The organism is Algibacter luteus (assembly GCF_900141715.1).
Lineage (GTDB): Bacteria > Bacteroidota > Bacteroidia > Flavobacteriales > Flavobacteriaceae > Arenitalea > Arenitalea lutea.
Genome location: NZ_FQYK01000004.1, coordinates 70,002 through 92,870 on the forward strand (window position 1 = coordinate 70,002; position 22,869 = coordinate 92,870).

The 22,869-nt window shown below is 32.3% G+C and carries 21 protein-coding genes and 2 tRNA genes; 11 read left to right on the forward strand and 12 right to left on the reverse strand.

What is annotated here, in order from left to right; all coding sequences use genetic code 11:
- Window positions 1–192: 192 nt before the first annotated feature.
- A tRNA-Met gene (locus tag BUA46_RS08725) sits at window positions 193–266 on the reverse strand.
- Between the two features lie 132 nt (window positions 267–398).
- Between BUA46_RS08725 and BUA46_RS08730 the strand changes: the two genes are divergently transcribed.
- Both BUA46_RS08730 and BUA46_RS08735 read left to right on the forward strand, forming a co-directional pair.
- Complete coding sequence (locus tag BUA46_RS08730; RefSeq protein ID WP_019386647.1) at window positions 399–791, forward strand: START-like domain-containing protein; 393 nt, start codon at window positions 399–401, stop codon at window positions 789–791.
- 58 nt (window positions 792–849) lie between these two features.
- Window positions 850–1,692, forward strand: a complete 843-nt coding sequence (locus BUA46_RS08735; protein ID WP_019386646.1) for an aminotransferase class IV — start codon at window positions 850–852, stop codon at window positions 1,690–1,692.
- Here the strand turns inward: BUA46_RS08735 and BUA46_RS08740 are convergent.
- The 5 genes from BUA46_RS08740 to BUA46_RS08760 all read right to left on the reverse strand — a co-directional run bounded on the left by BUA46_RS08740 (window position 1,689) and on the right by BUA46_RS08760 (window position 6,221).
- Window positions 1,689–2,249 (reverse strand): YqgE/AlgH family protein, encoded by a 561-nt coding sequence (locus BUA46_RS08740; protein ID WP_019386645.1) that lies wholly within the window; start codon window positions 2,247–2,249, stop codon window positions 1,689–1,691. The two genes, BUA46_RS08735 and BUA46_RS08740, sit on opposite strands and share 4 nt — an antisense overlap.
- A 122-nt stretch (window positions 2,250–2,371) precedes the next feature.
- Window positions 2,372–2,644, reverse strand: a complete 273-nt coding sequence (locus BUA46_RS08745; protein WP_019386644.1) for an HU family DNA-binding protein — start codon at window positions 2,642–2,644, stop codon at window positions 2,372–2,374.
- Window positions 2,645–2,831: 187 nt separating this feature from the next.
- On the reverse strand, window positions 2,832–3,779 hold the full coding sequence (gene fmt / locus BUA46_RS08750) for a methionyl-tRNA formyltransferase (protein WP_019386643.1): 948 nt from the start codon (window positions 3,777–3,779) through the stop codon (window positions 2,832–2,834).
- Window positions 3,776–5,680: a RecQ family ATP-dependent DNA helicase gene (locus tag BUA46_RS08755; RefSeq protein WP_019386642.1), complete on the reverse strand. Its 1,905-nt coding sequence runs from the start codon at window positions 5,678–5,680 to the stop codon at window positions 3,776–3,778. Before BUA46_RS08755 ends, fmt begins: the two co-directional genes overlap by 4 nt.
- Window position 5,681: 1 nt before the next feature.
- Window positions 5,682–6,221 carry an AAA family ATPase gene (locus tag BUA46_RS08760; protein ID WP_026009947.1) on the reverse strand — a complete coding sequence of 180 codons (540 nt, stop codon included), beginning with the start codon at window positions 6,219–6,221 and terminating at the stop codon, window positions 5,682–5,684.
- An 87-nt stretch (window positions 6,222–6,308) separates the two neighbouring features.
- Between BUA46_RS08760 and BUA46_RS08765 the strand changes: the two genes are divergently transcribed.
- The 3 genes from BUA46_RS08765 to murA all read left to right on the forward strand — a co-directional run bounded on the left by BUA46_RS08765 (window position 6,309) and on the right by murA (window position 8,633).
- Window positions 6,309–6,602 carry a DUF493 family protein gene (locus BUA46_RS08765; RefSeq protein WP_019386640.1) on the forward strand — a complete coding sequence of 98 codons (294 nt, stop codon included), beginning with the start codon at window positions 6,309–6,311 and terminating at the stop codon, window positions 6,600–6,602.
- 66 nt (window positions 6,603–6,668) lie between these two features.
- Window positions 6,669–7,319: a DUF4290 domain-containing protein gene (locus BUA46_RS08770; RefSeq protein WP_019386639.1), complete on the forward strand. Its 651-nt coding sequence runs from the start codon at window positions 6,669–6,671 to the stop codon at window positions 7,317–7,319.
- A gap of 6 nt (window positions 7,320–7,325) precedes the next feature.
- Entirely contained in the window at window positions 7,326–8,633 is a 1,308-nt protein-coding gene (gene murA / locus BUA46_RS08775; RefSeq protein WP_019386638.1) for a UDP-N-acetylglucosamine 1-carboxyvinyltransferase, read from the forward strand.
- On the opposite strand, the gene BUA46_RS08780 is transcribed toward murA, so the two are convergent.
- From BUA46_RS08780 to BUA46_RS08790, 3 genes are all read right to left on the reverse strand, one after another.
- Window positions 8,634–8,867 carry a hypothetical protein gene (locus BUA46_RS08780; protein WP_019386637.1) on the reverse strand — a complete coding sequence of 78 codons (234 nt, stop codon included), beginning with the start codon at window positions 8,865–8,867 and terminating at the stop codon, window positions 8,634–8,636.
- Window positions 8,868–8,971: 104 nt separating this feature from the next.
- Window positions 8,972–9,361, reverse strand: coding sequence for a hypothetical protein (locus tag BUA46_RS08785; RefSeq protein WP_019386636.1), 390 nt, complete (start codon window positions 9,359–9,361; stop codon window positions 8,972–8,974).
- Between the two features lie 130 nt (window positions 9,362–9,491).
- Complete coding sequence (locus BUA46_RS08790; protein ID WP_019386635.1) at window positions 9,492–11,714, reverse strand: M1 family metallopeptidase; 2,223 nt, start codon at window positions 11,712–11,714, stop codon at window positions 9,492–9,494.
- A 212-nt stretch (window positions 11,715–11,926) separates the two neighbouring features.
- Between BUA46_RS08790 and BUA46_RS08795 the strand changes: the two genes are divergently transcribed.
- From BUA46_RS08795 to BUA46_RS08805, 3 genes are all read left to right on the forward strand, one after another.
- The gene (locus BUA46_RS08795; RefSeq protein WP_026009945.1) at window positions 11,927–12,460 is read left to right on the forward strand and encodes an inorganic diphosphatase; all 534 of its coding nucleotides are present in this window, start codon (window positions 11,927–11,929) and stop codon (window positions 12,458–12,460) included.
- Between the two features lie 256 nt (window positions 12,461–12,716).
- Window positions 12,717–15,113, forward strand: coding sequence for a sodium-translocating pyrophosphatase (locus BUA46_RS08800; RefSeq protein WP_019386633.1), 2,397 nt, complete (start codon window positions 12,717–12,719; stop codon window positions 15,111–15,113).
- 86 nt (window positions 15,114–15,199) lie between these two features.
- A complete protein-coding gene (locus tag BUA46_RS08805) occupies window positions 15,200–16,195 on the forward strand; it encodes an App1 family protein phosphatidate phosphatase (RefSeq protein ID WP_019386632.1) in 996 nt (331 codons plus the stop codon).
- Between the two features lie 148 nt (window positions 16,196–16,343).
- Here the strand turns inward: BUA46_RS08805 and BUA46_RS08810 are convergent, their stop codons facing one another.
- Both BUA46_RS08810 and BUA46_RS08815 read right to left on the reverse strand, forming a co-directional pair.
- Window positions 16,344–16,958 carry a deoxynucleoside kinase gene (locus tag BUA46_RS08810; RefSeq protein WP_019386631.1) on the reverse strand — a complete coding sequence of 205 codons (615 nt, stop codon included), beginning with the start codon at window positions 16,956–16,958 and terminating at the stop codon, window positions 16,344–16,346.
- A gap of 2 nt (window positions 16,959–16,960) precedes the next feature.
- Window positions 16,961–17,740 (reverse strand): hypothetical protein, encoded by a 780-nt coding sequence (locus BUA46_RS08815; RefSeq protein WP_019386630.1) that lies wholly within the window; start codon window positions 17,738–17,740, stop codon window positions 16,961–16,963.
- Window positions 17,741–17,954: 214 nt separating this feature from the next.
- On the opposite strand from BUA46_RS08815, the gene BUA46_RS08820 reads away from it, so the two are divergent.
- The 3 genes from BUA46_RS08820 to BUA46_RS08830 all read left to right on the forward strand — a co-directional run bounded on the left by BUA46_RS08820 (window position 17,955) and on the right by BUA46_RS08830 (window position 21,772).
- Complete coding sequence (locus BUA46_RS08820) at window positions 17,955–18,812, forward strand: GLPGLI family protein (protein WP_019386629.1); 858 nt, start codon at window positions 17,955–17,957, stop codon at window positions 18,810–18,812.
- Between the two features lie 31 nt (window positions 18,813–18,843).
- Window positions 18,844–21,576, forward strand: a complete 2,733-nt coding sequence (locus BUA46_RS08825) for a TonB-dependent receptor (RefSeq protein WP_237714655.1) — start codon at window positions 18,844–18,846, stop codon at window positions 21,574–21,576.
- 114 nt (window positions 21,577–21,690) lie between these two features.
- Window positions 21,691–21,772 (forward strand) — tRNA-Tyr (locus BUA46_RS08830).
- Window positions 21,773–21,927: 155 nt separating this feature from the next.
- Here BUA46_RS08830 and BUA46_RS08835 read toward each other — a convergent pair.
- Window positions 21,928–22,842 carry a TolB family protein gene (locus tag BUA46_RS08835; RefSeq protein WP_026009943.1) on the reverse strand — a complete coding sequence of 305 codons (915 nt, stop codon included), beginning with the start codon at window positions 22,840–22,842 and terminating at the stop codon, window positions 21,928–21,930.
- Window positions 22,843–22,869 lie beyond the last annotated feature (27 nt).

Sequence of the window (22,869 nt, forward strand, 5' to 3'; positions counted from 1 at the left end):
GCTTCAGCGAAAAATAAAGTAGCGAATAAGGACTAATGCTTGGGTTTCATAGAATGCAAGATTAATTCTATTGTATAAATTTTACTGCGCGATTTATAAAACATGTGATAACGTGCTTTATAAAAGAGTAAATGTTTTAGCAAAACAAAAAAGCCAAGGATTTAATTCCTTGGCTTTTGTTTGTTATCACTGTAGCGAGAGGGGGGCACGATCCCCCGACCTCCGGGTTATGAATCCGACGCTCTAACCAACTGAGCTACCTCGCCTAATTTAAGGCTGCAAATATAAAAACAATATTATTGTAAGCAAACAGAACTAAGGGAAAATATTATTAAAAATTGTTGTTATACTTATCAATTAATGTATATATTGAGCAAAATAAATTTTTAAAAGTATTTATGGACGATAAAATTAAATTTGATATTGAATTTCCAATACACGCCTCACCTCAATTATTATATCAATATATATCTACCCCATCGGGTTTATCTGAATGGTTTTCTGATAATGTAAACTCTCGTGGTGAATTATTTACTTTTATTTGGGATGGTAGTGAAGAGAAAGCAAAATTATTAAATAAGAAAAACGGAGAACGTGTTAAATTTAGATGGTTAGAGGATGAGGAGGATGGTTTAACTTGTTATTTTGAAATTAGAATACAGGTTGATGAAATTACAAAGGATGTTTCATTAATGGTTACAGATTTTGCTGAAGAAGATGAAGTAGACGAAGCTAAAATGCTTTGGACCAATCAAATTTCAAGTCTCAAGCAAGTATTAGGTTCTGCTTAATAATCAGTAGGATATTTTAAATTATATTTGTCCCGAATTTTACTTCGGGACTTTTTTTATGATCAATTTTAACGGTACAATAGCAACAGAAGAACAACTAATTTCTATAAACAATCGTGGACTTGCCTATGGTGATGCGCTTTTTGAAACCATCAAAATAAGTCGTGGTAAACTTTTATTCTGGGAAGATCATTATTTTAGACTGATGGCTTCTATGCGTATTATGCGAATGGAAATTCCAATGAACTTTACTATGGAATTTTTAGAAGAAGAAATTCATAAGTTGTTAGAAGCTAAACTATTAAATAACCAAAGTTCTCGCGTAAAGCTTACCGTATTTAGAAATGAAGGTGGGTTATATACGCCAACCACAAACGATGTTAGTTATATTATTGATACAAAAGCACTCTCAGATGATTTTTATAAAATAAATGAAAATCATTATGAAGTGGATTTGTTTAAAGATTATTATGTTGCTCCTAGTTTGTTGTCAACCTTAAAATCGAATAACAAAGCATTAAATGTTGTAGGAAGTATTTATGCCAAAGAAAATAATTTAAATAATTGTTTATTGTTGAATACCAACAAGCATGTAGTGGAAGCACTAAATGGTAATGTGTTCTTGGTAAAAGGAAATGTGATAAAAACGCCACCTATAAACGATGGTTGTTTGAAAGGGGTAATGAGAACTCAAATAATTAGCGTTGTAAATTCAATGCCAGATTATGAATTGCTTGAAGATTCAATATCTCCATTTGAAATTCAAAAAGCAGATGAAATGTTTCTAACCAATGTCATTGTTGGAATTCAACCGATAACTAAGTACAGAAAAAAGATATTTACTAATGATTTAGCAGTCCTTATACTTCAAAAACTTATAGTAAAACTCAGATTGTCTTAATTGTAGCTTGGATTTTCTGGCGCATTCGACCAAATACTGTATTCACCCCCAAACTCTAACATTTTTTCTTTCCAGAAGGACTCGTAGTTTTTTTCAATAATATTTTTTTTGTAGATATTCTCGGTAACTACCCAAGAATTAGCCTTAAGCTCATTTTCTAATTGGCTAGAGTCCCAACCAGAATAACCCAAGAAAAATTTAATATCGTTTTCTTGTAAAGTACCATCTTTAATAAGTTCTGCCACTTTAGAGAAATCTCCTCCCCAATAAATACCTAAAGATATTTCAATGCTATTTGGAATAAGTTGTGGTACTTTATGAATAAAATATAAGTTATCTTGTTCTACTGGTCCACCGTTATATACTTTAAATGTAGCTTCAACCTCGGGAATTAAATCATTTATATTGTATTCTAGGGGTTTGTTTAGTATAAATCCAATAGATCCTTGGTCTGTATGGTCGGCAAGTAGGACAATAGAACGGTTAAAAGATACGTCGCCAATAATTGCAGGTTCAGCGATTAATAAATCTCCTTTTTTGGGCTTTGTTGTAACCATATTTTCAGGAATTAGTAATTAAATCTAATATTTATTTATTAAAAATGCAACTCTTGAGCCTATATATAAAAAAAAGCTTCCAAATTTTGGAAGCTTTAATACTATTATTAAGAAGTAAATAATTAGTTTACAGCATTTGATAAATCAGATCCAGCTTTAAATTTTACTACGTTTTTAGCTTTGATTTTGATTGTAGCACCAGTTTGAGGATTTCTTCCTTCTCTAGCAGATCTTTTTGATACTGACCAAGAACCGAATCCTACTAAAGAAACTCTGTTACCTTTTTGTAAAGCTCCTTCAATTTCAATTAAAGCACATTCTAATGCTTTTTTTGCAGCTGCTTTAGTAATTCCAGCATGTTCTGCCATTGCGTCGATTAAATCTGTTTTGTTCATAATATAAAATTTAATTATTAATAAATCGGTTAAACATTTTTGTTAAATCCTTTACAAATTTATACGGATTATGCAACCATGCAAGTAACAGCAAGGGAAAAACGCGGTTTTGTTGATAACTTAAGGCATTTGTTAATAAAGGAACTGCATTTTGTCGATATTTTATAATATCAGTGTTAATAAGGGTTTAGAGCATTTTAGCATTTTCATCAAATGAGTAGCCATTTAAAAGTGATTTTACGTCCATGGCGCGCTTCCCAGGTAACTTAATTTCTTTAATTATAATGTAACCATTTGTAACAGCTACTTTTAATTGTTTTTTTGTAGTAACTATTTTTCCAACGGGTAAAGAATGGTTTATTAATTCTTTTTCTACCTTCATTATTTTTACATCTAATTTCTCTTCACCATTTATTAATTGACTCCAGGCAGCAGGGTAAGGAGATAACCCACGAATAAGATTGTAAATATGATCTAGTGATTGTTTCCAATTAATTTTACAATTTCCTTTATTTAACTTGTAAGCTGTTTTGATATCTTTTGTTTCTCGTTGCGGAATGGTTTCAACTTGACCCATTTCAATTAGGGAAACGGTTTTTAAAACCAATTGGCTACCAATTGCCATTAATTTATCATGTAGACTTCCTGCGTCTTCTTCAGGCAGTATTTCACTCTCTTCTTGCAAAATCATATCGCCAGTGTCTATTTTTTCATCAATAAAAAAAGTAGAAACACCAGTTTTAGTTTCACCATTAATAATAGCCCAATTAATAGGGGCTGCACCGCGGTAATTAGGTAGCAACGATGCATGTAAATTAAAAGTACCTTTATCTGGCATTTGCCAAACAACTTTAGGAAGCATTCTAAAAGCAACTACAATTTGAAGATTAGCATGAAGTGCTTTCAATGCCTTTAAAAATTCTTCATTCTTTAAATTCGTTGGTTGTAAAATGGTTAACCCTTTTGATTTTGCATAAACTTTAACTGCACTTTCATTTAATTTTCTACCTCGTCCTGCGGGTCTATCTGGAGCAGTAATAACACCAACAATATTATAATTGTTTTCTACCAATGCTTTTAAAGTGGCAACTGCAAAATCTGGAGTACCCATAAATACAATTCTTAATTCGCTCATAAATGACTTAATTTATATGTGTTGGTTGATGTAATACTTATAATGTTATGTTCTATTAGTAGTTTTAAAACCGTTTTCATTTCTTTTTCTTCACAGTTTAATTCTGAAATTAACGCCCTTGAAGATAAATCGCCATGTTCAAGTAATTCTATAATTTGATTTTTTATGGAGACTTTATCAGTTTTAGGCTTGCTTTTATTAGAATTTATACAAACGGAACATATGCCGCAGGGTTTAGTGTTTTTTTCGCCAAAATAGTTCAATAATTGCATGCTTTTGCAAATCGCTTCATTCTCAACATAATCTAGCATTGCTTTTACTTGCTGTGTCTTTAATTTATTTTGTTGTTCTATAATTGACGCAATTCTATTGATGGTTTTATCATCTTCTCTAGGTTCAATAAAGGTGATTTGGGCATCGGTTTTAGCTAAATTTAAATCTATAATTTTATCACTTTCTAATTGTTGCAATGCTTTTATAATGACGTTTTCTGAAGTTGATGCTCTTTCAGCGATTTTTGCTAAATCAACTTTTGTTATATGATCAAAAATTCCTCCATAAAGTCTTAAAATAGATTTAATAATAATATTATATTGTTCGTGTGTTTCCAGATAATTAAAAAGGACATTGTTTGTAATTATAAACTGAACCGTTACTTTGTTTTTAAATTGTTTTGATAAGGTAATTACGCTATTCCTATCTAACAATAAAAGCGCATTATAACATAATATAGGACTGAAATTATAAGTTTTACAGTAGGTGTTAAAATCAAAGTCAAAAGATTGGTAGGCGCCTTCACCATAGGATATTTGAAAATAACTACATAATTTTCTATAAACTTGCTTCACCAAATCTACAGTTGGCAAAACACTCAAGAACTGATTTTTAACCAAATTTTCATCACTCTTATTTTTCAGTATTACGGCAAATGCTTTTTCACCATTTCTTCCAACCCTTCCGGCTTCTTGAAAATAGCTTTCAATACTCTCTGGTAAATTAAGATGTATTACCGTTTTTACATCAGGCTTGTCTATGCCCATACCAAAAGCATTTGTTGCTACGATTACTTGCTTTTGATTGTTAATCCAAGCACTCATGTTGGTGTCTTTTTCTTGATTTGAAAGCCCTCCATGATAAAAGGTTGCTGTAATTTTCTTTGATTCTAAAAAGGCACTTATTTCTAATGTTAATTTTCTATTTCTTACATAAACTATAGAAGGCGCCGTATATTTTTTCAATATGGTTTCTAAACGATAGTATTTGTCGTTTTCATGATAAACCATGTATGCCAAATTAGGTCTTAAAAACGATTGGTTGAATATTTTAGGGTTTAGAAAATCGAGTTCCTTTATGATATCTTGAACAACATCTGGTTTCGCTGAAGCCGTTAATGCAACCAGATTAACACTAGGCTGTAATTGTCTTAATAAAGCTATGTTTTTATAGGCAGGTCTGAAATCGCTTCCCCACTGCGAAATACAATGGGCCTCATCAACAGCTATTAAATTCACATGCATTTGCCGTATCCGGTCTTGTACTAATTCTTGTTGCAATCGTTCAGGTGAGAGGTACAAAAATTTATAATTGCCATAAATACAATTATCTAATAAAGTATCAAGTTGGCTATAACTTATGCCACTTGTTATGGCCATGGCTTTAATGCCTTTATCATTTAAAGACTGTACTTGATCTTTCATTAAGGCAATAAGTGGAGAAATAACAATACAAATGCCTTTTTTTGCTAAAGCAGGTATTTGAAAACAAAGTGATTTTCCGCCACCAGTAGGTAATAGAACAAATGTGTCTTCCCCCTCAATAACGGCATTAATTATAGCCTCTTGCTCAGGTCTAAAACTAGTAAAATTCCAATAACGTTCTAAAATGTTAATTGGGTGTTCCATGTTACATGTTTAGCGTTTTAAGAATAAAATCCGTTCTATTCTCAACAGTATCAAAAGGTACGTCAACTAAATCATAATTGAAAGATTGGTACGTTTTTACTAAATGATCGTGAATTTTTAAAGCTTGATCAAAACTTTCATAGCGTTCATTATCAATAGTATAAATGGCTTCCCATGGTTTTAGAATGAAAATACAATCATATGTAGCTTTTTTGCAAGACTCCACAAATTCTTCTGGATATTTATCACCTATAAAATCCATATAAGCTAATACATCCGGAATACCTCTATCAAAAAAAACAATATCATTTTTATACATATTCGCATCTAAAAATTGTTTTTCTCGACCTTTTAAAAGAAGTTCGCTAAACAACAACGGGTTGGTTAGAAACAGTTGCTCAATACCTTCCTTTTTAGCCTTTAAAGTTACTTGTCGTGAAATTTCTTCAAGACAATTATATCCTTTACCAATAAGGTTGTTTATTAGGGTTGATTTCCCAGTTCCTGGACCGCCAGTAATCACAATTTTTCTAGTATTCAATGCAGCAAATTTGATGTAAAAATCGGAATTTAACTTCTATAAAAAAAATGGAAACAAAACTCTATATTTGCACAATAAAAAAAGACAATGAGCACACCTTCAAATTCTGAAGAATTTTATAAAAAATTGAAATCACAGCTTTTAGACACAACACTTTGGCCATCACAGTATTTATATAAATTTATTGTGATTTCTGATAAAGAAAAACTTAATAAAATTGCAAGTATTTTTAACCATTTAGGAGCGGTTATTGAAAATAGAGAATCAAAAAACGGCAAATATACGAGTGTTTCCATTAATGTTAGAATGAAAAACCCTGATGCTGTTATTGAAAAGTACAAAGAAGTTGCAGAAAAAGTTGAAGGCGTAATAAGTCTTTAGTTTTTTTTTGTATTTTGCGCATGCACAAAAACTGCGTGCTACAATATTTAACTCTACACAATTATTTTGACTATAGACAATTTAGAATACAACACAGAGCGTGAACATTTAATCATTCCAGAATATGGGCGCCATATGCAAAAAATGATTAATTATGCTAAGACGCTTGAAACAAAAGAAGAACGTAATAAGGTGGCTAAAGCTATTATATCTGTAATGGGTAATATGCAACCCCACTTAAGAGACGTTCCAGATTTTCAGCATAAATTATGGGATCAATTATTTATCATGGCCAATTTTGAATTGGATGTCGATTCACCTTATGAGAAGCCAACAAAAGAACTTTTTGAAGAACGTCCTGAGCCTTTAAAATACCCACAAAATTTTCCAAAATATCGTTTTTATGGAAATAACATTAAAACGATGATAGATGTTGCAAATACTTGGGAAGAGGGAGAGCTAAAAGAAGCTTTAACTTTTACTATTGCAAACCATATGAAGAAGTGTTTTTTAAATTGGAATAAGGATACGGTTGAAGACAGTGTTATTTACGATCATTTATTTGAGCTTTCAGGAGGTAAACTAAACCTTAAAAATTCTGATGAAGATTTATCAGACTCAACGAGTTTACTGAGAACCAAAGGTAAGTACTCAAGTAGCAGTAAAAAATCTCACTCTAAGAAAAACTCTAATAATCGTCAGCGTAAACGCTATTAAATAAGCATGGGAACATTCAAAATTGAAGGAGGTCACCGTTTGAAAGGAAAAATTCAGCCTCAAGGTGCCAAAAATGAAGCGTTACAAATTTTGTGCGCTGTTTTACTTACACCAGAAACAGTAACAATAAATAATATTCCTGATATCGTAGATGTAAATAAGCTTATAAGCTTATTGCAAAAATTAGGCGTAAAAGTGAACAAACTTGGTAAGGGGTCGTATAGTTTTCAGGCTGATGAAGTTGACTTAAATTATTTAGAGTCTGATCAATTTAAAATAGATGGGCGCGGTTTAAGAGGATCCATTATGATAGTTGGGCCACTTTTAGCGCGTTTTGGTAAAGGATATATTCCAAAACCTGGTGGAGACAAAATTGGTCGTAGACGTTTAGACACTCATTTTGATGGTCTAATTAAACTAGGCGCTAAGTTTGGTTATAGTAAGGAAGAACAGTTTTATGGTGTAGAAGCAGATAAACTAAAAGGTACATACATGTTACTTGAGGAAGCTTCTGTAACAGGAACAGCAAACATTTTGATGGCTGCCGTTTTAGCTGAAGGACAAACTACTATATATAATGCTGCTTGTGAACCATATTTACAGCAATTGTGTAAAATGCTGAATAGGATGGGAGCCAAAATTAGTGGTGTTGGTTCTAACATGTTAATTATTGATGGTGTTGATAGTTTAGGAGGAACAGAACATCGAATGCTTCCTGATATGATTGAAATTGGAAGTTGGATTGGTCTTGCTGCTATGACAAAAAGCGAATTGACTATCACAAATGTATCTTGGAACGATTTAGGGTTAATACCTGAAACGTTTAGAAAATTAGGGATTACTGTAGAAAAACAAGGTGATGATATTCATATTCCTGCACATACTGACGGTTATGAAATTCAAAATTTTATTGATGGTTCTATTTTAACGATTTCAGATGCGCCTTGGCCTGGATTCACACCAGATTTATTAAGTATTATATTAGTTGTTGCTACTCAGGCAAGGGGAAGTGTTTTAATTCATCAAAAAATGTTTGAAAGCCGTTTGTTTTTTGTAGATAAATTAATAGATATGGGAGCAAAAATAATTCTTTGCGATCCACATAGAGCGACTGTTATTGGTCACGATTTTCAATCAACGTTAAAGGCTACTACAATGACATCTCCAGATATTCGTGCTGGTGTTTCGTTGTTAATTGCAGCACTTTCAGCAAAAGGAACATCTACTATCCAGAATATAGAACAGATAGATCGTGGTTATGAAAATATTGACGAACGTTTAAGAGCAATTGGTGCTAAAATTGAACGTATTTAATTAGGATGCTTTAAAATTAGAGTGCACTATTTTTAGCGTTGATTGATATTCATTTTTGTCAGTAAATATTTCATTATGACTTAATGAATCTACATATTCTTGCAAAATAGAAAGTGGAATATTTATACATTTAGATGTTTTAATGTTTTCCTTAAATTCAATCTCTAAAGATTTCTTTTTTTTATTAAAACTTAACTTTTTTATTATCGAAGGTTTTAAATTAAGGCGTATCATAATATGTTGGTTTTTAAGGTTGTATCGTAAAGATAGACCATGAAAACGGTAAATAAAATAAGTAGTTGTGCGTATTTTAATTTGAAGAAAATAATTAACGAAATTTATAGTTCGTTAATTTTTATCATGGTAAGCTCTAAATCCTGTAATTGAACTTCATTTTTTTTTGAAATGCAGCGATAACTTTTATCAGATGTTTCTAAAATAAATATTTGAAATGCTTTTCCAATAATATTTTGATACTTAGCGTCAGTTACTTTTTGGCAGGTTAAAATATAATCGCAATCCGTATTCCATTCAATTGAACTGTGAATTTCTATCCCTGTTTTATTACTGGTTTCAATTTGTATAGAATCAAATCTTTTTACAGTCCATTCAGTATAATTAGGATTTGAATATTTAAATACGCCAGTTCTAAACTCGTTACATACTTTTTCCTGACTAAAACTAGATAGCGTTGTTAACCATAAACAGATGTTGCAAAGATATTTCATATCGACGTAATTGGGTTGGTTATCTCAAATATAAGGATTTTCTGATAATCATTAAATTTTTAGAATAAAAGTGAATATACCTTAGTTTTATAGTTTTATAGTTTTAGCGCATTTTCAACCTATAATAAACCTATGATTTTTTGTTTTTAAATTCATCAAATTCTGAAATTTCTTCAGTCTTAGGAAAAATATTGTTATTTATATTAGTATCAGCAAATTCAAAATTAGGATCTAATTTTACCTGACTTACTTCTTTAGTTTTAATGAAGGTTTCCTGAATTTCATATTCATTTCTGCGCCATATATCTGCTGGAAGAGTATCTATTTCTGATGTTCCATCTTTAAAAATCCATTCAATAGTTATGGGCATTACTAAACCACCAATATTTTTTATAGTAACTTCATAAATGTTTTTACCAGAAAGTTGTTTTCTTATTTCATCATCATCGAGTCTTGATAAAAACTGACCGTAAGCTTTATCAGGTGTTGAAATCATAGTTACAATTTCTGGTCCTTCAGTAAAATCTTTAGCCGCTTCATTCGTGTTATTACTATTAGCACTTAGTTTTACTTTTTTGGTATTTTGTTGGTCTTCTATATTTGAGTGTTCTTCATATACTTTAAACCACTTTACGGCGGTTAATTCCATATCTACAACATCTGTTGTAAAAAACCATCCTCTATAAAACCAGTCCAAATCTACTGCGGTGGCATCTTCTAATGTTCTAAATAAATCTGCAGGATTAGGATGTTTGTATTTCCATCGATTAGCATATTCTCTAAAAGCATCATCAAAAAGTTCCTTTCCTATAATTGAGTTTCTAAGCATTTGCAGGCCTACAGTTGGTTTTAAATAAAAATTGGCTCCAAACTGAGACATTAATTCATTATCTGAATTCGTCATTATTGGTCTTAAAATGTTTTGGTCACCGCTCATAAAGGGTACAATGCTTTTTGGCGTCACACTATTAAAGTCTGGATATCGTTCAGCAACAGTTCTTTGGTGTATAAAAGTGTTTAAACCTTCATCCATCCACATCCATTTACGTTCATCTGAACTCACAATCATAGGAAACCAATTGTGTCCTACTTCATGAATAATTGTACCTATCATGCCTTGTTTTGCGTTGTCACTTATCTTGCCGTTTATAGGTCTTCCACCGTTAAAACTTATCATTGGAAATTCCATGCCTATATTTGACGTATTCACAGATATACAAACCGGGTAAGGATAATCAAAAGTAGCTTCAGAATACACTTCCAAAGCATGCATTATCGCTTTAGTGGATTCTTCTTGCCATACGGGTAATCCTTCTTTAGGATAGAAAGACATGGCCATTACCGTATTTGTTGATAATTTCACAGCTTGGGCATCCCACATAAATTTTCTTGATGATGCAAATGCAAAATCTCGAACGTTTTTAGCATGAAATTTCCAAGTTTTTTGTTTTTTACTTTTTTCCTTTTCATTAGCCTCAGCTTCAGCTTGAGTAATAATCATTACTGGTTTCTCAAAAGATTTTTTAGCTTGTTCTAATCTTTTAAGCTGTGTTTTAGTTAAAACCGATTCACTATTTAGTAGTTCTCCTGTAGAGGCAACGATATGATCCTCAGGAACTGTAATTTCCACTTCGTAGTCTCCAAACTCTAAAGCAAATTCTCCTAGTTTTTGGAATTGTTGATTTTGCCAACCTTCGGTATCATTATATACTGCCATTCTAGGAAACCAATGTGCTATTAAATACACTGTATTATCATCTTCAGGGAAATATTCATAGCCTTCTCTAGATAATAAATACATGCTTCTATCGGTAATTGGATATGACCATGCTATTGAAAGTTTTGTAGTTTCACCTGATTTTAAAACAGTATTAAGTTTAACTTTCATCATGGTATTGTTTACCATAGTTTTAATATGATTCCCATCAGCATCTTTTACATGTTTAATGGTGTAACCCGCAGGAAAATCAATTGCTCTTGTTAGGAATTGTAATTTTCTAGAAGTAATTGAATCTTTCATTCTATTGTTTATAGATCCAAAGTCTTCGTTTTCTTTTTTATTGACGTTTTGCTCTAACTGAACCCATAGGTAAGTTAAATCATCAGGTGAGTTATTATAATATGTTATAGTTTCTTCCCCGTAAAGTGTATTGTTTTTTTCATCAAGCGTCGCTTTAATATTATAATCTGCACGTTGTTGCCAATACGCTTTCCCTGGAGCACCACTGGCAGCTCTATAGACATTTGGTGCTGAAATCATATTGTCTATAGGTTCAAATTTACCTTGCCATGGTTGGGTTTGAGCGTTAATATTACAGACAAATAGCAGCAGCAAAAATGTTAACGTACGCATGATTCAATAATTATTTAAGTTAGTCCTGCACAATATAATAAATAAAGACCTGTATTTCTTACAAATACGCAGTAAGATTATGTTAAAATTAAACTTTTTTAAAAAGATGTTTGAGGCAAGTTTTAAAGTTGCTAATAGTTAAAGTGTTCAGTACATTTGCAACATTATTATAATTGGATTCTAGCTTTTTAATAGCAAAAAATAATATTAATATGAGTGATAAAAAATTAGAAATGGTAACATTTGATGTTTTAATAGAAATACCAAAAGGAAGTAGAAATAAATACGAATACGATTTTACGTTACATAAAATTCGATTTGATCGTATGCTGTTCTCTTCTATGATGTATCCTGGTGATTACGGTTTTATTCCTGAAACTTTAGCGTTAGATCAAGACCCATTAGATGTTTTGGTATTAGGTACAGAACCAACCTTTCCTATGGTAGTTATGGAAGTAAGGCCTATAGGGGTTTTTTACATGACTGATGAAAAAGGTCCAGATGAAAAGATTATTTGTGTACCAGTTTCAGATCCAATATGGAGTAAAAGAAATGATATTTCTGATTTAAACCCTCACAGATTAAAAGAAATTGAACACTTCTTTCAAGTATATAAGGATTTAGAGAAGAAAAAAGTTGATACAGGTGGTTGGGGAAGTGCTGAAGAAGCAGTAAAAATTTATCACGAATGTGTTTCTCGTTATGATAATAGCGAACACAAGAAAAAAAGAACATTCACAATATAATATATTGAATATATTTTATTCAAAAAACACGCTATTAATTTAGGGTGTTTTTTTGTTTAAAATGATTAATATTTTTTAAAAGAAAAATGAAATATAACTAGAAAAAACTGTCATATATCATATGATTTTATGAATTATAATTTTATGGGTCTTAACAATAAATAATCTTTAATTTATATAGGTTTTTTTTATCATTTATATTTTCATATTTTTAGCACCATTAAAAAAATAACTTAATTAAACTAATCAATTTAATATGGAATTAATAGTAAAATTTTTACCGCTTTTTGGAGTACTCGCGCTTCTATTTGTATTTATTAAAAGTGCCTGGGTTACAAAACAAGATCAAGGTGATGAAAAAATGAAAAGGATAGCAAAAAATATAGCCGATGGTGCTATGTCTTTTCTTAAAGCGGAATACAAAATATTATCGGTATTCGTAATAGCAGTGGCTATTTTACTTTACTTTAAAGGTAGTGCAGAAGCAGGCTCAAACGGTATGGTAGCTGTATCGTTTATTGTAGGAGCTATTTGTTCTGCATTAGCCGGTTTTATTGGCATGAAAGTGGCAACTAAAGCCAATGTAAGAACTACAAGTGCTGCCAGAACTTCTCTAGGAAAAGCATTAGAAGTCGCTTTTGCAGGTGGAGCCGTAATGGGATTAGGTGTTGTAGGTCTGGGTGTTTTAGGCTTAAGTGGCTTATTTGCTATTTATAGCGAAATGGGCTGGGGCTTAAATGAAGTATTAAATGTACTTTCTGGATTCTCACTAGGAGCATCATCCATCGCTCTATTTGCGCGTGTTGGAGGTGGTATTTATACTAAAGCTGCCGATGTTGGTGCTGATTTAGTTGGTAAGGTTGAAGCTGGTATTCCTGAAGATCACCCGTTAAATCCTGCCACTATAGCAGATAACGTTGGTGATAATGTTGGTGACGTAGCTGGTATGGGAGCCGATTTATTCGAATCTTATGTAGGTTCTATAATTGGTACGATGGTACTTGGAGCTTTTATTATTACACCAGAGTTTAATGGTTTAGGAGCTGTTTATTTACCATTAGTTTTAGCTGCAATTGGTATTATAATGTCTATTATAGGAACATTTTTTGTGAAAGTAAAAGATGGTGGAAATCCACAAACAGCTTTAAATATTGGAGAATTTGGTTCTGCTGGTTTAATGGTAGTGGCATCTTATTTTATAATAAATGCATTAATACCAGAAACTGTTGAAGGATTACCTTTCGGGGCTATGGGTGTCTTTTGGGCAACTATTGCTGGATTAGTAGCTGGTTTAGCCGTTGGAAAAATAACTGAATATTATACTGGAACAGGAAAAGGACCAGTAAATTCTATTGTACGTCAATCTGAAACTGGTGCTGCAACCAATATTATTGCAGGATTAGGTATTGGTATGATGAGTACGGCAATTCCAATCATTTTAATCGCTGCTGCAATATTAGTGTCACATCACTTTGCAGGATTATATGGTATCGCCATTGCAGCGGTTGGAATGTTAGCTAATACAGGTATTCAATTAGCTGTTGATGCTTACGGACCAATATCTGATAACGCTGGTGGTATTGCTGAAATGGCGGAATTACCAAGTGAAGTTAGAGAACGTACAGATAAATTAGATGCAGTTGGAAATACTACGGCTGCAATTGGTAAAGGTTTTGCTATTGCATCTGCGGCATTAACGGCATTAGCTTTATTTGCCGCCTTTATGAAAACAGCAGGTGTAACTGCTATTGATGTTTCAAGACCTGATATTATGGCAGGATTATTAGTTGGTGGGATGTTACCATTTGTGTTTTCGGCTTTATCGATGAATGCAGTTGGTCGTGCAGCCATGGCTATGATTGAAGAGGTACGTCGCCAGTTTAGAGATATACCTCAATTAAAAGCGGCTTTACAAGTTATGAGAGATGTAGATTCTGATATGACGAAAGCAACGAAAGAGCAGAGAGCCATATTTGATGCTGCTGATGGTTATGCTGAATATGATAAATGTGTTGATATTTCAACAAAAGCGTCAATTAAAGAGATGGTATTACCAGGTTTATTAGCTATTGCGGTTCCTGTTGCTGTTGGTTTTATTGGTGGCGCTGAAATGTTAGGAGGATTACTTGCAGGTGTTACAACATGTGGCGTACTTATGGCAATTTTTCAATCTAATGCAGGTGGTGCATGGGATAATGCTAAAAAAACTATAGAAGAGCAAGGTAAAAAAGGAACAGATGCACATAAAGCGGCAGTTGTTGGAGATACGGTAGGAGATCCTTTTAAAGATACGTCAGGACCTTCTTTAAATATATTATTGAAATTAATGTCGGTTGTAGCTTTAGTTATAGCACCAAGTATTGCTATGTCTGCTGATGATGTATCAGCTTATGCAAATCATACGAATGCAACTGAACAATCTGTTTCAAAAGAAGTAAAAGTAAAAATGACTAGTAATGATGATGGAACTGTAAAGGCAGTTGTTACAACAGTAACAACTAAAGATGGAGAATCTTCAACAAATTACGAAACTTTTGAAGGTACTGAAGATGAAGTTAAAGCTAAAATTGAAGCTTTAAATGAATCTAGTGATGATGTTAAAATTAAAACGAAAAAGATAATTAAAGAGATTGAAAAAGAAGTTGGAAACTAAATGTTTTTAGCTTTTATTAGACTTAAAAAAACCACGCCAAAAGGTGTGGTTTTTTTTGTATTTTTAATTTGAATTTAAAATCGTACATGTTTAGAAAAGATCCGCTTCAAATAATTGTTTTTCAAACTTACGGAACTGCCAATCATTTATATTTACGTGGAAGGGCGATTGAAGATGAAACGATAGACTTAGAACAAAAAGGCGCCTTTAAGTTACTTTTTAATGCGTGGAAACGCTTTGAAACCGATGAAATAAAACATGCCAAACTCAGAGTAAAAATAGGCGATGATAGGTTTAATTATGTAACAACAGATAATCGAGGTTATTTTTTATTAGACCAAAGGGTAAATGATTTAAATAAGTATGCTAACGACGAAGGTTGGGTAAAATTTGAATTCTCTTATGAAGAAGAACAATTAACTAGAACAATACAGGCTGAAAATCGATTTCCTGGTGAAATGCTTATTCCTTGCGCAAATGCAAAATTTGGTGTTATTACCGATATTGACGATACAATTTTACATACAGGATTAACCTCGATATTAAAATGGCGCGTTTTAATAAATACCTTATTAACTTCTGCTGGTAAGCGGTTACCGCTTGAAGATGCTCCAGAATTATATCACTTACTACATCAAGGAAAGACAAGACACGAAGCAAATCCTATTTTTTATGTGAGCCATAGCCCTTGGAATTTATACCGATACTTAGAGTATTTTTTGAAAAAGAATAATTTTCCGAAGGGACCAATTATTTTAAGAAATTTCCCCAAGCCTTTTTCGAAGAAATTTAAAAATGAAAAACCTCAAAAACAAAAAGAAATTATTGGAATTTTAAAAACTTACCCTAAGCTAAAATTTATTTTGATTGGAGATAGTGGTGAGCACGATCCCTATATTTATAAAGAAGTAGCTGAAGCATTTCCAGATAGGATTTTGGCAATTTACTTACGCCATGTGAACCACAGTAAAAAAATGATTAAAGTTGCCGAATTGTACAAAAATTATAAAACCACTGATGTTTTGTTGGTTGAAAGTACCCAACAAGCAATAAGTCACGCTAGAAACCATGGGTTTATATAACTTTAATAAAAATGCTATTATTAAGGAGTTATGATCTGGTTTTGGCAAAAAGGTGCGTTAGGGATTGTAAAGGAAATCCTTTTTATAAGGTACGAATAAAAAGATTGTATTGAAAAGCCCGACCCGATAGGGGAACGCCAAAATTATTTTAAAATAACCCGTTTATTTCTGCATCGATAGTGTTTATAACGCTTCCGAGGTCTTCTGGTTTGTCTACAAAATCTAAATTGTCAACGTCGATAATTAATAATTTACCCTTGCTGTAACCGTGAATCCATGCTTCGTAACGCTCGTTAAGCCTGCTTAAATAATCTATACTTATAGAATTTTCGTAATCGCGACCACGTTTTTGAATTTGCGATACCAAATTTGGAATGGAGCTACGTAAATAGATTAAAACGTCTGGACCTTTTACAAGAGATTCCATTAACTCGAAAAGTGATTTGTAGTTTTCGAAATCGCGATTGGTCATTAATCCCATAGCATGCAAGTTGGGTGCGAAAATGTGTGCATCTTCATAAATGGTGCGGTCTTGAATGATGTCTTTTCCACTTTCGTGAATTTGAAGAACCTGACGAAATCTGCTGTTTAGAAAATATACCTGTAAATTAAAACTCCAGCGCTCCATTTGATTGTAAAAATCATCTAAATATGGATTGTCTACTACGTCTTCTAATTGCGCTTCCCACTTGTAATGTTTGGCTAATAGTTTGGTGAGAGTGGTTTTTCCAGCGCCAATATTTCCGGCAATAGCAATGTGCATGGTTAGTTAATTTTTAATTGGAATTGTTGTAAGATTTTGGTGTTGTAAATATACAAGGTTTCATTGGTTACAAAAAACTGTTTTATCAACAAATTTGGTGTTTCTATAGGAATAATTTGGTCTTGGTTTTTTTTCAGATAAAATAAGCTGTTATCTTTTTTTAAGATAATGTTTCCATTGCTTTCTACCATATTGGTATAGCCATTATTTTGAATCTTTTGAATTAAACTTCCAAAGTAATTATAGATAAATAGATAGTTTTTAGTAAGTAACCAACAGAAATTATAATTACTCTTTAAGTCTAAAACTGGACTATTTACTGGAACGGTTTGAGCTCTTGTTGTATTAGTTTTATAATCAAAAACTTCTAATTTTTGTAAATCTTGATTAAACAGCCAAATGGTGTTATCATGTCCTGTTGAAATATGCGTTACGTTTTTATATGGTGCTAACGTGTTAAAATCTACTTTATATATTTCGGCTAGCCGATTGTCTAAAATTATTACGGTATTAAAATCTTTGTAAAACAGGTTGATTTTTAAAGGGTTGAATGCGTTAGCTGAATATAGATTACTCAATTGTACATTATTGTATGTTATATTATTGGTACTTGTTTTTTTATAAAAAACATCATTTTTAATGAAATATGTGGTGCCAAAATTATCTAACGAAACAAGCGTGTCGGCATCTAAAGGGGTGTTTGATAATGCTTGTGTTTCAATAGGTTTTTGTGCGCTTATTGAAACTGAAAGACATAAAAAAAAATAAATGGTGTATTTCATTGCAACTTGAAAAATACAAAAATCAAACCACTTATAAAGTTTGATACAGATAAAACTATTTTGAAGTTGTTTTTAGTGGAGATTTAATTAAAGCGACTTTATTTTAACTTAATATTAACGATTAAGAATTAAACTTCAAGTTAACATTACAGTCTAAAAAAAGTTCATTCTTTATTAAACAGTAATAGTATTTAACCAATTAAAAACTTCCACAATGCAAAAATTTACAACAATTATTTTAATACTGGCTTTCGCATTTATAGGAGCTACCAAAGTTGAGGCTCAAGATTTTCAAGGGAAAGCCTATTATTTTTCTAAAACAACCATGGATATGAGTCGTTTTGGTAGGGGTAGACAAATGAATGAGCAAGAAAAAAAGCAAATGGAAGACCGCTTAAAATCAATGTTTGAGAAAACTTATGTTTTAACTTTTAATAAAGAGGAATCTATTTTTATTGAAGAAGAAAAGCTTGCTGCGCCTGGTGCGGGACGAGGTATGGGCATGTTTGGAAGTAGTTTTTCTCCTGGTCCGCAATACAAAAACATTAAAGAAGGTTTGTATTTACAAGATCAAGAATTTTTTGGGAAACAATTTTTGATTAAAGAAGAATTAGAATCTATTGAATGGGTTATGGGAACCGAAACCAAACAAATAGGACAGTATTTATGTTTTAAAGCAACGGCTAAAAAACGCTCAACACAAGTAAATATAGGTCCACCACCAAGAAGAGAAAATACTGAAACTAAAACGGATTCTATAAAGCCTATAGAAGACGCTGATAAAAAAGAAGAGGAGAATATGATAGATGTCGTGGCTTGGTATACTCCGCAAATACCGGTAAGCCAAGGACCATCTGAATTTTGGGGACTACCAGGTTTAATTTTAGAAATAAGTGCTGGGAATAACACTATGCTTTGTACAAAGATTGTGATTAATCCAGAAGAGAAAACAAAAATTATAGCGCCTAAAAAAGGGGAGGAAGTCACTAAGCAAGAGTATAATGAAATAATTACTGCAAAAATGGAAGAATTTAGGGCGAACAGACGTAGAGGAGGAGGCGGAAGAAGATAACTTTTTATACACATTATATAACTGACCACAAATGATAAAAAGAATAGTATTCATTACACTCTTTCTAGTTGCGAATTGTGCTTTTGCACAACTTAAAATGCAAGGTGTAGTAAAAGATAGTTTAGGCGCTTCACTTGAATTGGCCAATGTCATTGCCATTAATCAAGAAACCAAAACCCTTCAATCTTACGGTATAACCGATCAAAACGGGCGTTTTCAAATAAGTTTAACCAAAAATTCCAATTATAGCATTCAAGTAAGTTATGTTGGTATGAAAACGGTAACAGAACATATTTCTACACAAGAAGAAGATCTCACAAAAGATTTTGTATTACAAACAGACAATGTTTTAGATGCTGTTGAATTAACTTATGAAATGCCAGTAACCATAAAAGGCGATACTTTGGTTTACAACGCAGATTCGTTTAAAAACGGATCGGAAAGAAAACTTGAGGATGTTTTAGAAAAGCTTCCTGGAGTTGAAATAAATGATTCTGGACAAATTGAAGTTGAAGGCAACGTAGTAACTAAACTAATGGTAAACGGCAAAGATTTCTTTGATGGCGATACCAAATTGGCCACTAAAAATATCCCTTCAAATGCCGTTGATAAAGTTCAAGTACTCCGAAATTACTCTGAAGTAAGCCAATTAAGTGGCGTGACTAATAACCAAGACAATTATGCCATTAACATAAAATTAAAAGAAGGGAAAGAAAACTTTTGGTTTGGAAACATTACAGCAAGTGCTGGAGCTTCTCCTGATGATGAGTTGTATTTAGTACAGCCAAAATTGTTTTACTATAGCCCAAAGTTTAGTATTAATTTTTTAGGTGATTTAAATAATACCGGAGAATTAGCACTTACAAGGCGAGATATTAGAAGTTTTGGAGGTGGATTTCGAGCACCAAGCAGAAGCAGCGGAACCAGTATAGATTTAGGAGATAATAGTTTGAATTTTTTAACCTCGCAAGCAAATGCTCTTGAGATTAAAAATAAAATGGCGGCTACTAACTTTAGTTATTCTCCTAATAAAGCTTTAGATATTAGTGGGTTTGCGATATTAAATAGCAACCGTACTTTATCGAAAGAAGTGAATTTTGTTCAATACACCGATTCCGATTTGGGTATACCTGATGAAACTACAGAGCAAACCAGTAATGAAAGTTCAGATCAGGGTCTTTTGAAATTAAGTGCGGCTTACAAGCCAAACGTTAATAATCAACTGGATTATGATGTTTTAGGACGTTTTTCAAAAGATGTTCAAGATCAAAATTTATTATCTTCTGTTGTAGGAAACACGAGCCAGTTGGATGAAGTAACACCTTTTAGTATCAATCAAAATATAAATTATTATTACACGCTGAACGAATCAAATATTTTTGCTTTTGAAGCTCAACATTTAATTAAAAATGAAGATCCTTTTTATAATGCAGTATTAGTAAACGACCCAGAGAATAACGATGATGCAGATGACGATGCCTTTGATACTACTGCCGAAGCTATGGGATTTAATACCTCTTTCGATAATTACGATTTAGGCCAAGACCGACTTGTAAAATCAAATCAGTTAGATGCTAAACTAGATTATTATTACATTTTGAATTCTAAAAGCAATATCAATTTTACACTAGGAACCATATTAAGTAAACAAGAATTTAATTCGAACATTTTTCAGTTTTTAGATGATGGTACCGAGTTTGAACCTACACCAACTTTTAATGATGGTTTAGCAAAAAATGATACCGATTATAACTTTACCGATGTGTATTTAGGAACTCATTACACCTTAAAATCGGGGAAATTTACCTTTATTCCTGGTTTTTCGATACATAGTTATGGTAATAAAAATTCACAGTTTGGTGAGACTTATAAAGATAATTTCGTGAAATTTTTACCAGATTTTGAAACTATAATTCAATTTAAGAAAAGCGAAAGTTTAAACTTGCGTTACAGTATGCAGAACAATTTTACCGACATCACCAAGTTAGCTGAAGGTTTGGTTTTCAACAATTATAGCAGTATTCAGTTTGGTGAGCCAGAATTACAAAACGCGTTATCTCACAAAGTTAATTTAGTTTACAGAAGCTTTAATTTGTTTAATTATACCAATGTTTTTGCGCGTTTATCTTACAATAAGAATATAGACCAAATACGTGGGTTAACAAATTTTGAAAATGTTATAAGAACTAGTACCTTTTTTAATTCGAATTTTGCAGATGAAAGCGTTTCAGCAAGTGGGCGTATTCAACGAACTTTTGGAAAATTAAGAGCTGGACTTACAACGGGTTTCAATTATAGCAAAATCAATCAATTTATTCAAGATAGACAATCCGTAAACGAAAATTTTACTCAAACCTACACACCAGAATTACGAACTAATTTTACTGAAGCTCCTAACATTAGGTTACGTTACAGATACAGTGTTTCTGATAATAATCAAGGCACAAGTTCAACAAAATTTGTTACTAATGCACCATCCATTGATTTTGATGCTTATATCTGGAAAAGCTTAACATTTAAAACCGATTATACATATACCAATCAAGATAGCGGAACACAACCTGCACAATCGTTTCAAACTTGGGATGCATCTTTGGCGTATCGCAAAAATGAAGACTCCAAATGGGAATACGAAATTAAAGCTACCAATTTGCTGAATATAGATTCAAGAGTAACCAATAGCGCCACAAACTTATCAGTTTTAAATTCAGAGACATTTATACAGCCGCGGTTTGTTACTTTTAGAGTACGTTATGAGTTATAAGCGGTTGACTTACTTTATTTGAAATATGATTTGATGGAAAGCGATTAATTAAATTAAAATTATAAAATTCTTTTTGCAGAATTAATAAACAATAATATATTTGCGAACGATTTTGGGGAGATACTCAAGCGGCCAACGAGGGCAGACTGTAAATCTGCTGACTACGTCTTCGCAGGTTCGAATCCTGCTCTCCCCACGGATAAATAGAAAAGCAAGCATAATATACTGCTTGCTTTTTTATTTTGTAGGTTTTTCCATTTCTTACTCTCCAAACATAACTTAATAAGTCTGCATGACAATGCAGACTTTTTTATGTAAAACGGAAATAGGAATTTAATTTAAAAAAGCGAACTAATTACTCCATGCAGGTCCTTCGTTTCTCCCAGTAGTGTTTGTTAATTGGATGCGTTGTTTCGTATTAATATTTATTTTCCAGATATTATAATTGCCTTTTGAGCCAGCCGTATAAACTAGCCAATCACCATTTGGCGACCAATCAGGTGAATAACACTCTATAGCATCATTTGTGAGATTAATTAAATTAGTTCCATTAGAATCCATAATAAATAGATCCCACTGATTGTTTGTACTTCCGTAAAAAGCTATGCTTTTTCCATCTGGTGAGAATTTTGCTCCTGAATCATAACCATCTTTAAATGTTAGTCTTTTCACATCGCTACCATCAGCATTCATGATATGTATTTCTCCATTGGCGGCATGAGACGTATCAGAAGGATCTCTAAGCTGTCGTGTAAAAATAATTTTCTGTCCATCTGGCGACCAATCTGGACTTTCTTCATATGATTTATTTTGTGTGAGCGCTTTTACGTTAGAACCATCTTTATTCATTACGTAAATATTTTTGCTTAAAGAATCTCGTTCAGACATGAATAATATAAACTCGCCATTAGGCGAGGGGACAGGCAACACGTCATGCGAAGGATGATTTGTTAACCGAATAACAGCTTTCCCATGAGAATCCGTACTATAAATTTCGGCATTTCCATCTCTTTTAGAATAAAAAAAAAGTTTTGAATTATCGAAAGCCCAGGCTGGACTAAAATCTAGCGCGTTATTGTTTGTAATGTTTTGAAGATTTTCTCCATTAACATCCATTAGATAGATTTCAGAGTTTCCATCTCTATTAGTAACAAATGCGATTTTCTCTTCAGTACTATTTTTTGTGACTTTACTATCTGTAGTTTTAGAATCTTTACAGGAATTAATTAAAGCTAGGAGGAAACATATGATGAGAAGTCTATCCATTTTATAAAAATTATAAAAAAATGTATG

What these genes read in the sequence shown, in the direction of transcription:
- BUA46_RS08730 (WP_019386647.1), top strand. Translation starts at nt 399, where the DNA reads ATGGACGATAAAATTAAATTTGATATTGAATTTCCAATACACGCCTCA.
- BUA46_RS08735 (WP_019386646.1), top strand. Translation starts at nt 850, where the DNA reads ATGATCAATTTTAACGGTACAATAGCAACAGAAGAACAACTAATTTCT.
- BUA46_RS08740 (WP_019386645.1), bottom strand. Translation starts at nt 2,249, where the DNA reads ATGGTTACAACAAAGCCCAAAAAAGGAGATTTATTAATCGCTGAACCT.
- BUA46_RS08745 (WP_019386644.1), bottom strand. Translation starts at nt 2,644, where the DNA reads ATGAACAAAACAGATTTAATCGACGCAATGGCAGAACATGCTGGAATT.
- fmt (WP_019386643.1), bottom strand. Translation starts at nt 3,779, where the DNA reads ATGAGCGAATTAAGAATTGTATTTATGGGTACTCCAGATTTTGCAGTT.
- BUA46_RS08755 (WP_019386642.1), bottom strand. Translation starts at nt 5,680, where the DNA reads ATGGAACACCCAATTAACATTTTAGAACGTTATTGGAATTTTACTAGT.
- BUA46_RS08765 (WP_019386640.1), top strand. Translation starts at nt 6,309, where the DNA reads ATGAGCACACCTTCAAATTCTGAAGAATTTTATAAAAAATTGAAATCA.
- murA (WP_019386638.1), top strand. Translation starts at nt 7,326, where the DNA reads ATGGGAACATTCAAAATTGAAGGAGGTCACCGTTTGAAAGGAAAAATT.
- BUA46_RS08780 (WP_019386637.1), bottom strand. Translation starts at nt 8,867, where the DNA reads ATGATACGCCTTAATTTAAAACCTTCGATAATAAAAAAGTTAAGTTTT.
- BUA46_RS08785 (WP_019386636.1), bottom strand. Translation starts at nt 9,361, where the DNA reads ATGAAATATCTTTGCAACATCTGTTTATGGTTAACAACGCTATCTAGT.
- BUA46_RS08790 (WP_019386635.1), bottom strand. Translation starts at nt 11,714, where the DNA reads ATGCGTACGTTAACATTTTTGCTGCTGCTATTTGTCTGTAATATTAAC.
- BUA46_RS08795 (WP_026009945.1), top strand. Translation starts at nt 11,927, where the DNA reads ATGAGTGATAAAAAATTAGAAATGGTAACATTTGATGTTTTAATAGAA.
- BUA46_RS08800 (WP_019386633.1), top strand. Translation starts at nt 12,717, where the DNA reads ATGGAATTAATAGTAAAATTTTTACCGCTTTTTGGAGTACTCGCGCTT.
- BUA46_RS08805 (WP_019386632.1), top strand. Translation starts at nt 15,200, where the DNA reads ATGTTTAGAAAAGATCCGCTTCAAATAATTGTTTTTCAAACTTACGGA.
- BUA46_RS08810 (WP_019386631.1), bottom strand. Translation starts at nt 16,958, where the DNA reads ATGCACATTGCTATTGCCGGAAATATTGGCGCTGGAAAAACCACTCTC.
- BUA46_RS08815 (WP_019386630.1), bottom strand. Translation starts at nt 17,740, where the DNA reads ATGAAATACACCATTTATTTTTTTTTATGTCTTTCAGTTTCAATAAGC.
- BUA46_RS08820 (WP_019386629.1), top strand. Translation starts at nt 17,955, where the DNA reads ATGCAAAAATTTACAACAATTATTTTAATACTGGCTTTCGCATTTATA.
- BUA46_RS08825 (WP_237714655.1), top strand. Translation starts at nt 18,844, where the DNA reads ATGATAAAAAGAATAGTATTCATTACACTCTTTCTAGTTGCGAATTGT.
- BUA46_RS08835 (WP_026009943.1), bottom strand. Translation starts at nt 22,842, where the DNA reads ATGGATAGACTTCTCATCATATGTTTCCTCCTAGCTTTAATTAATTCC.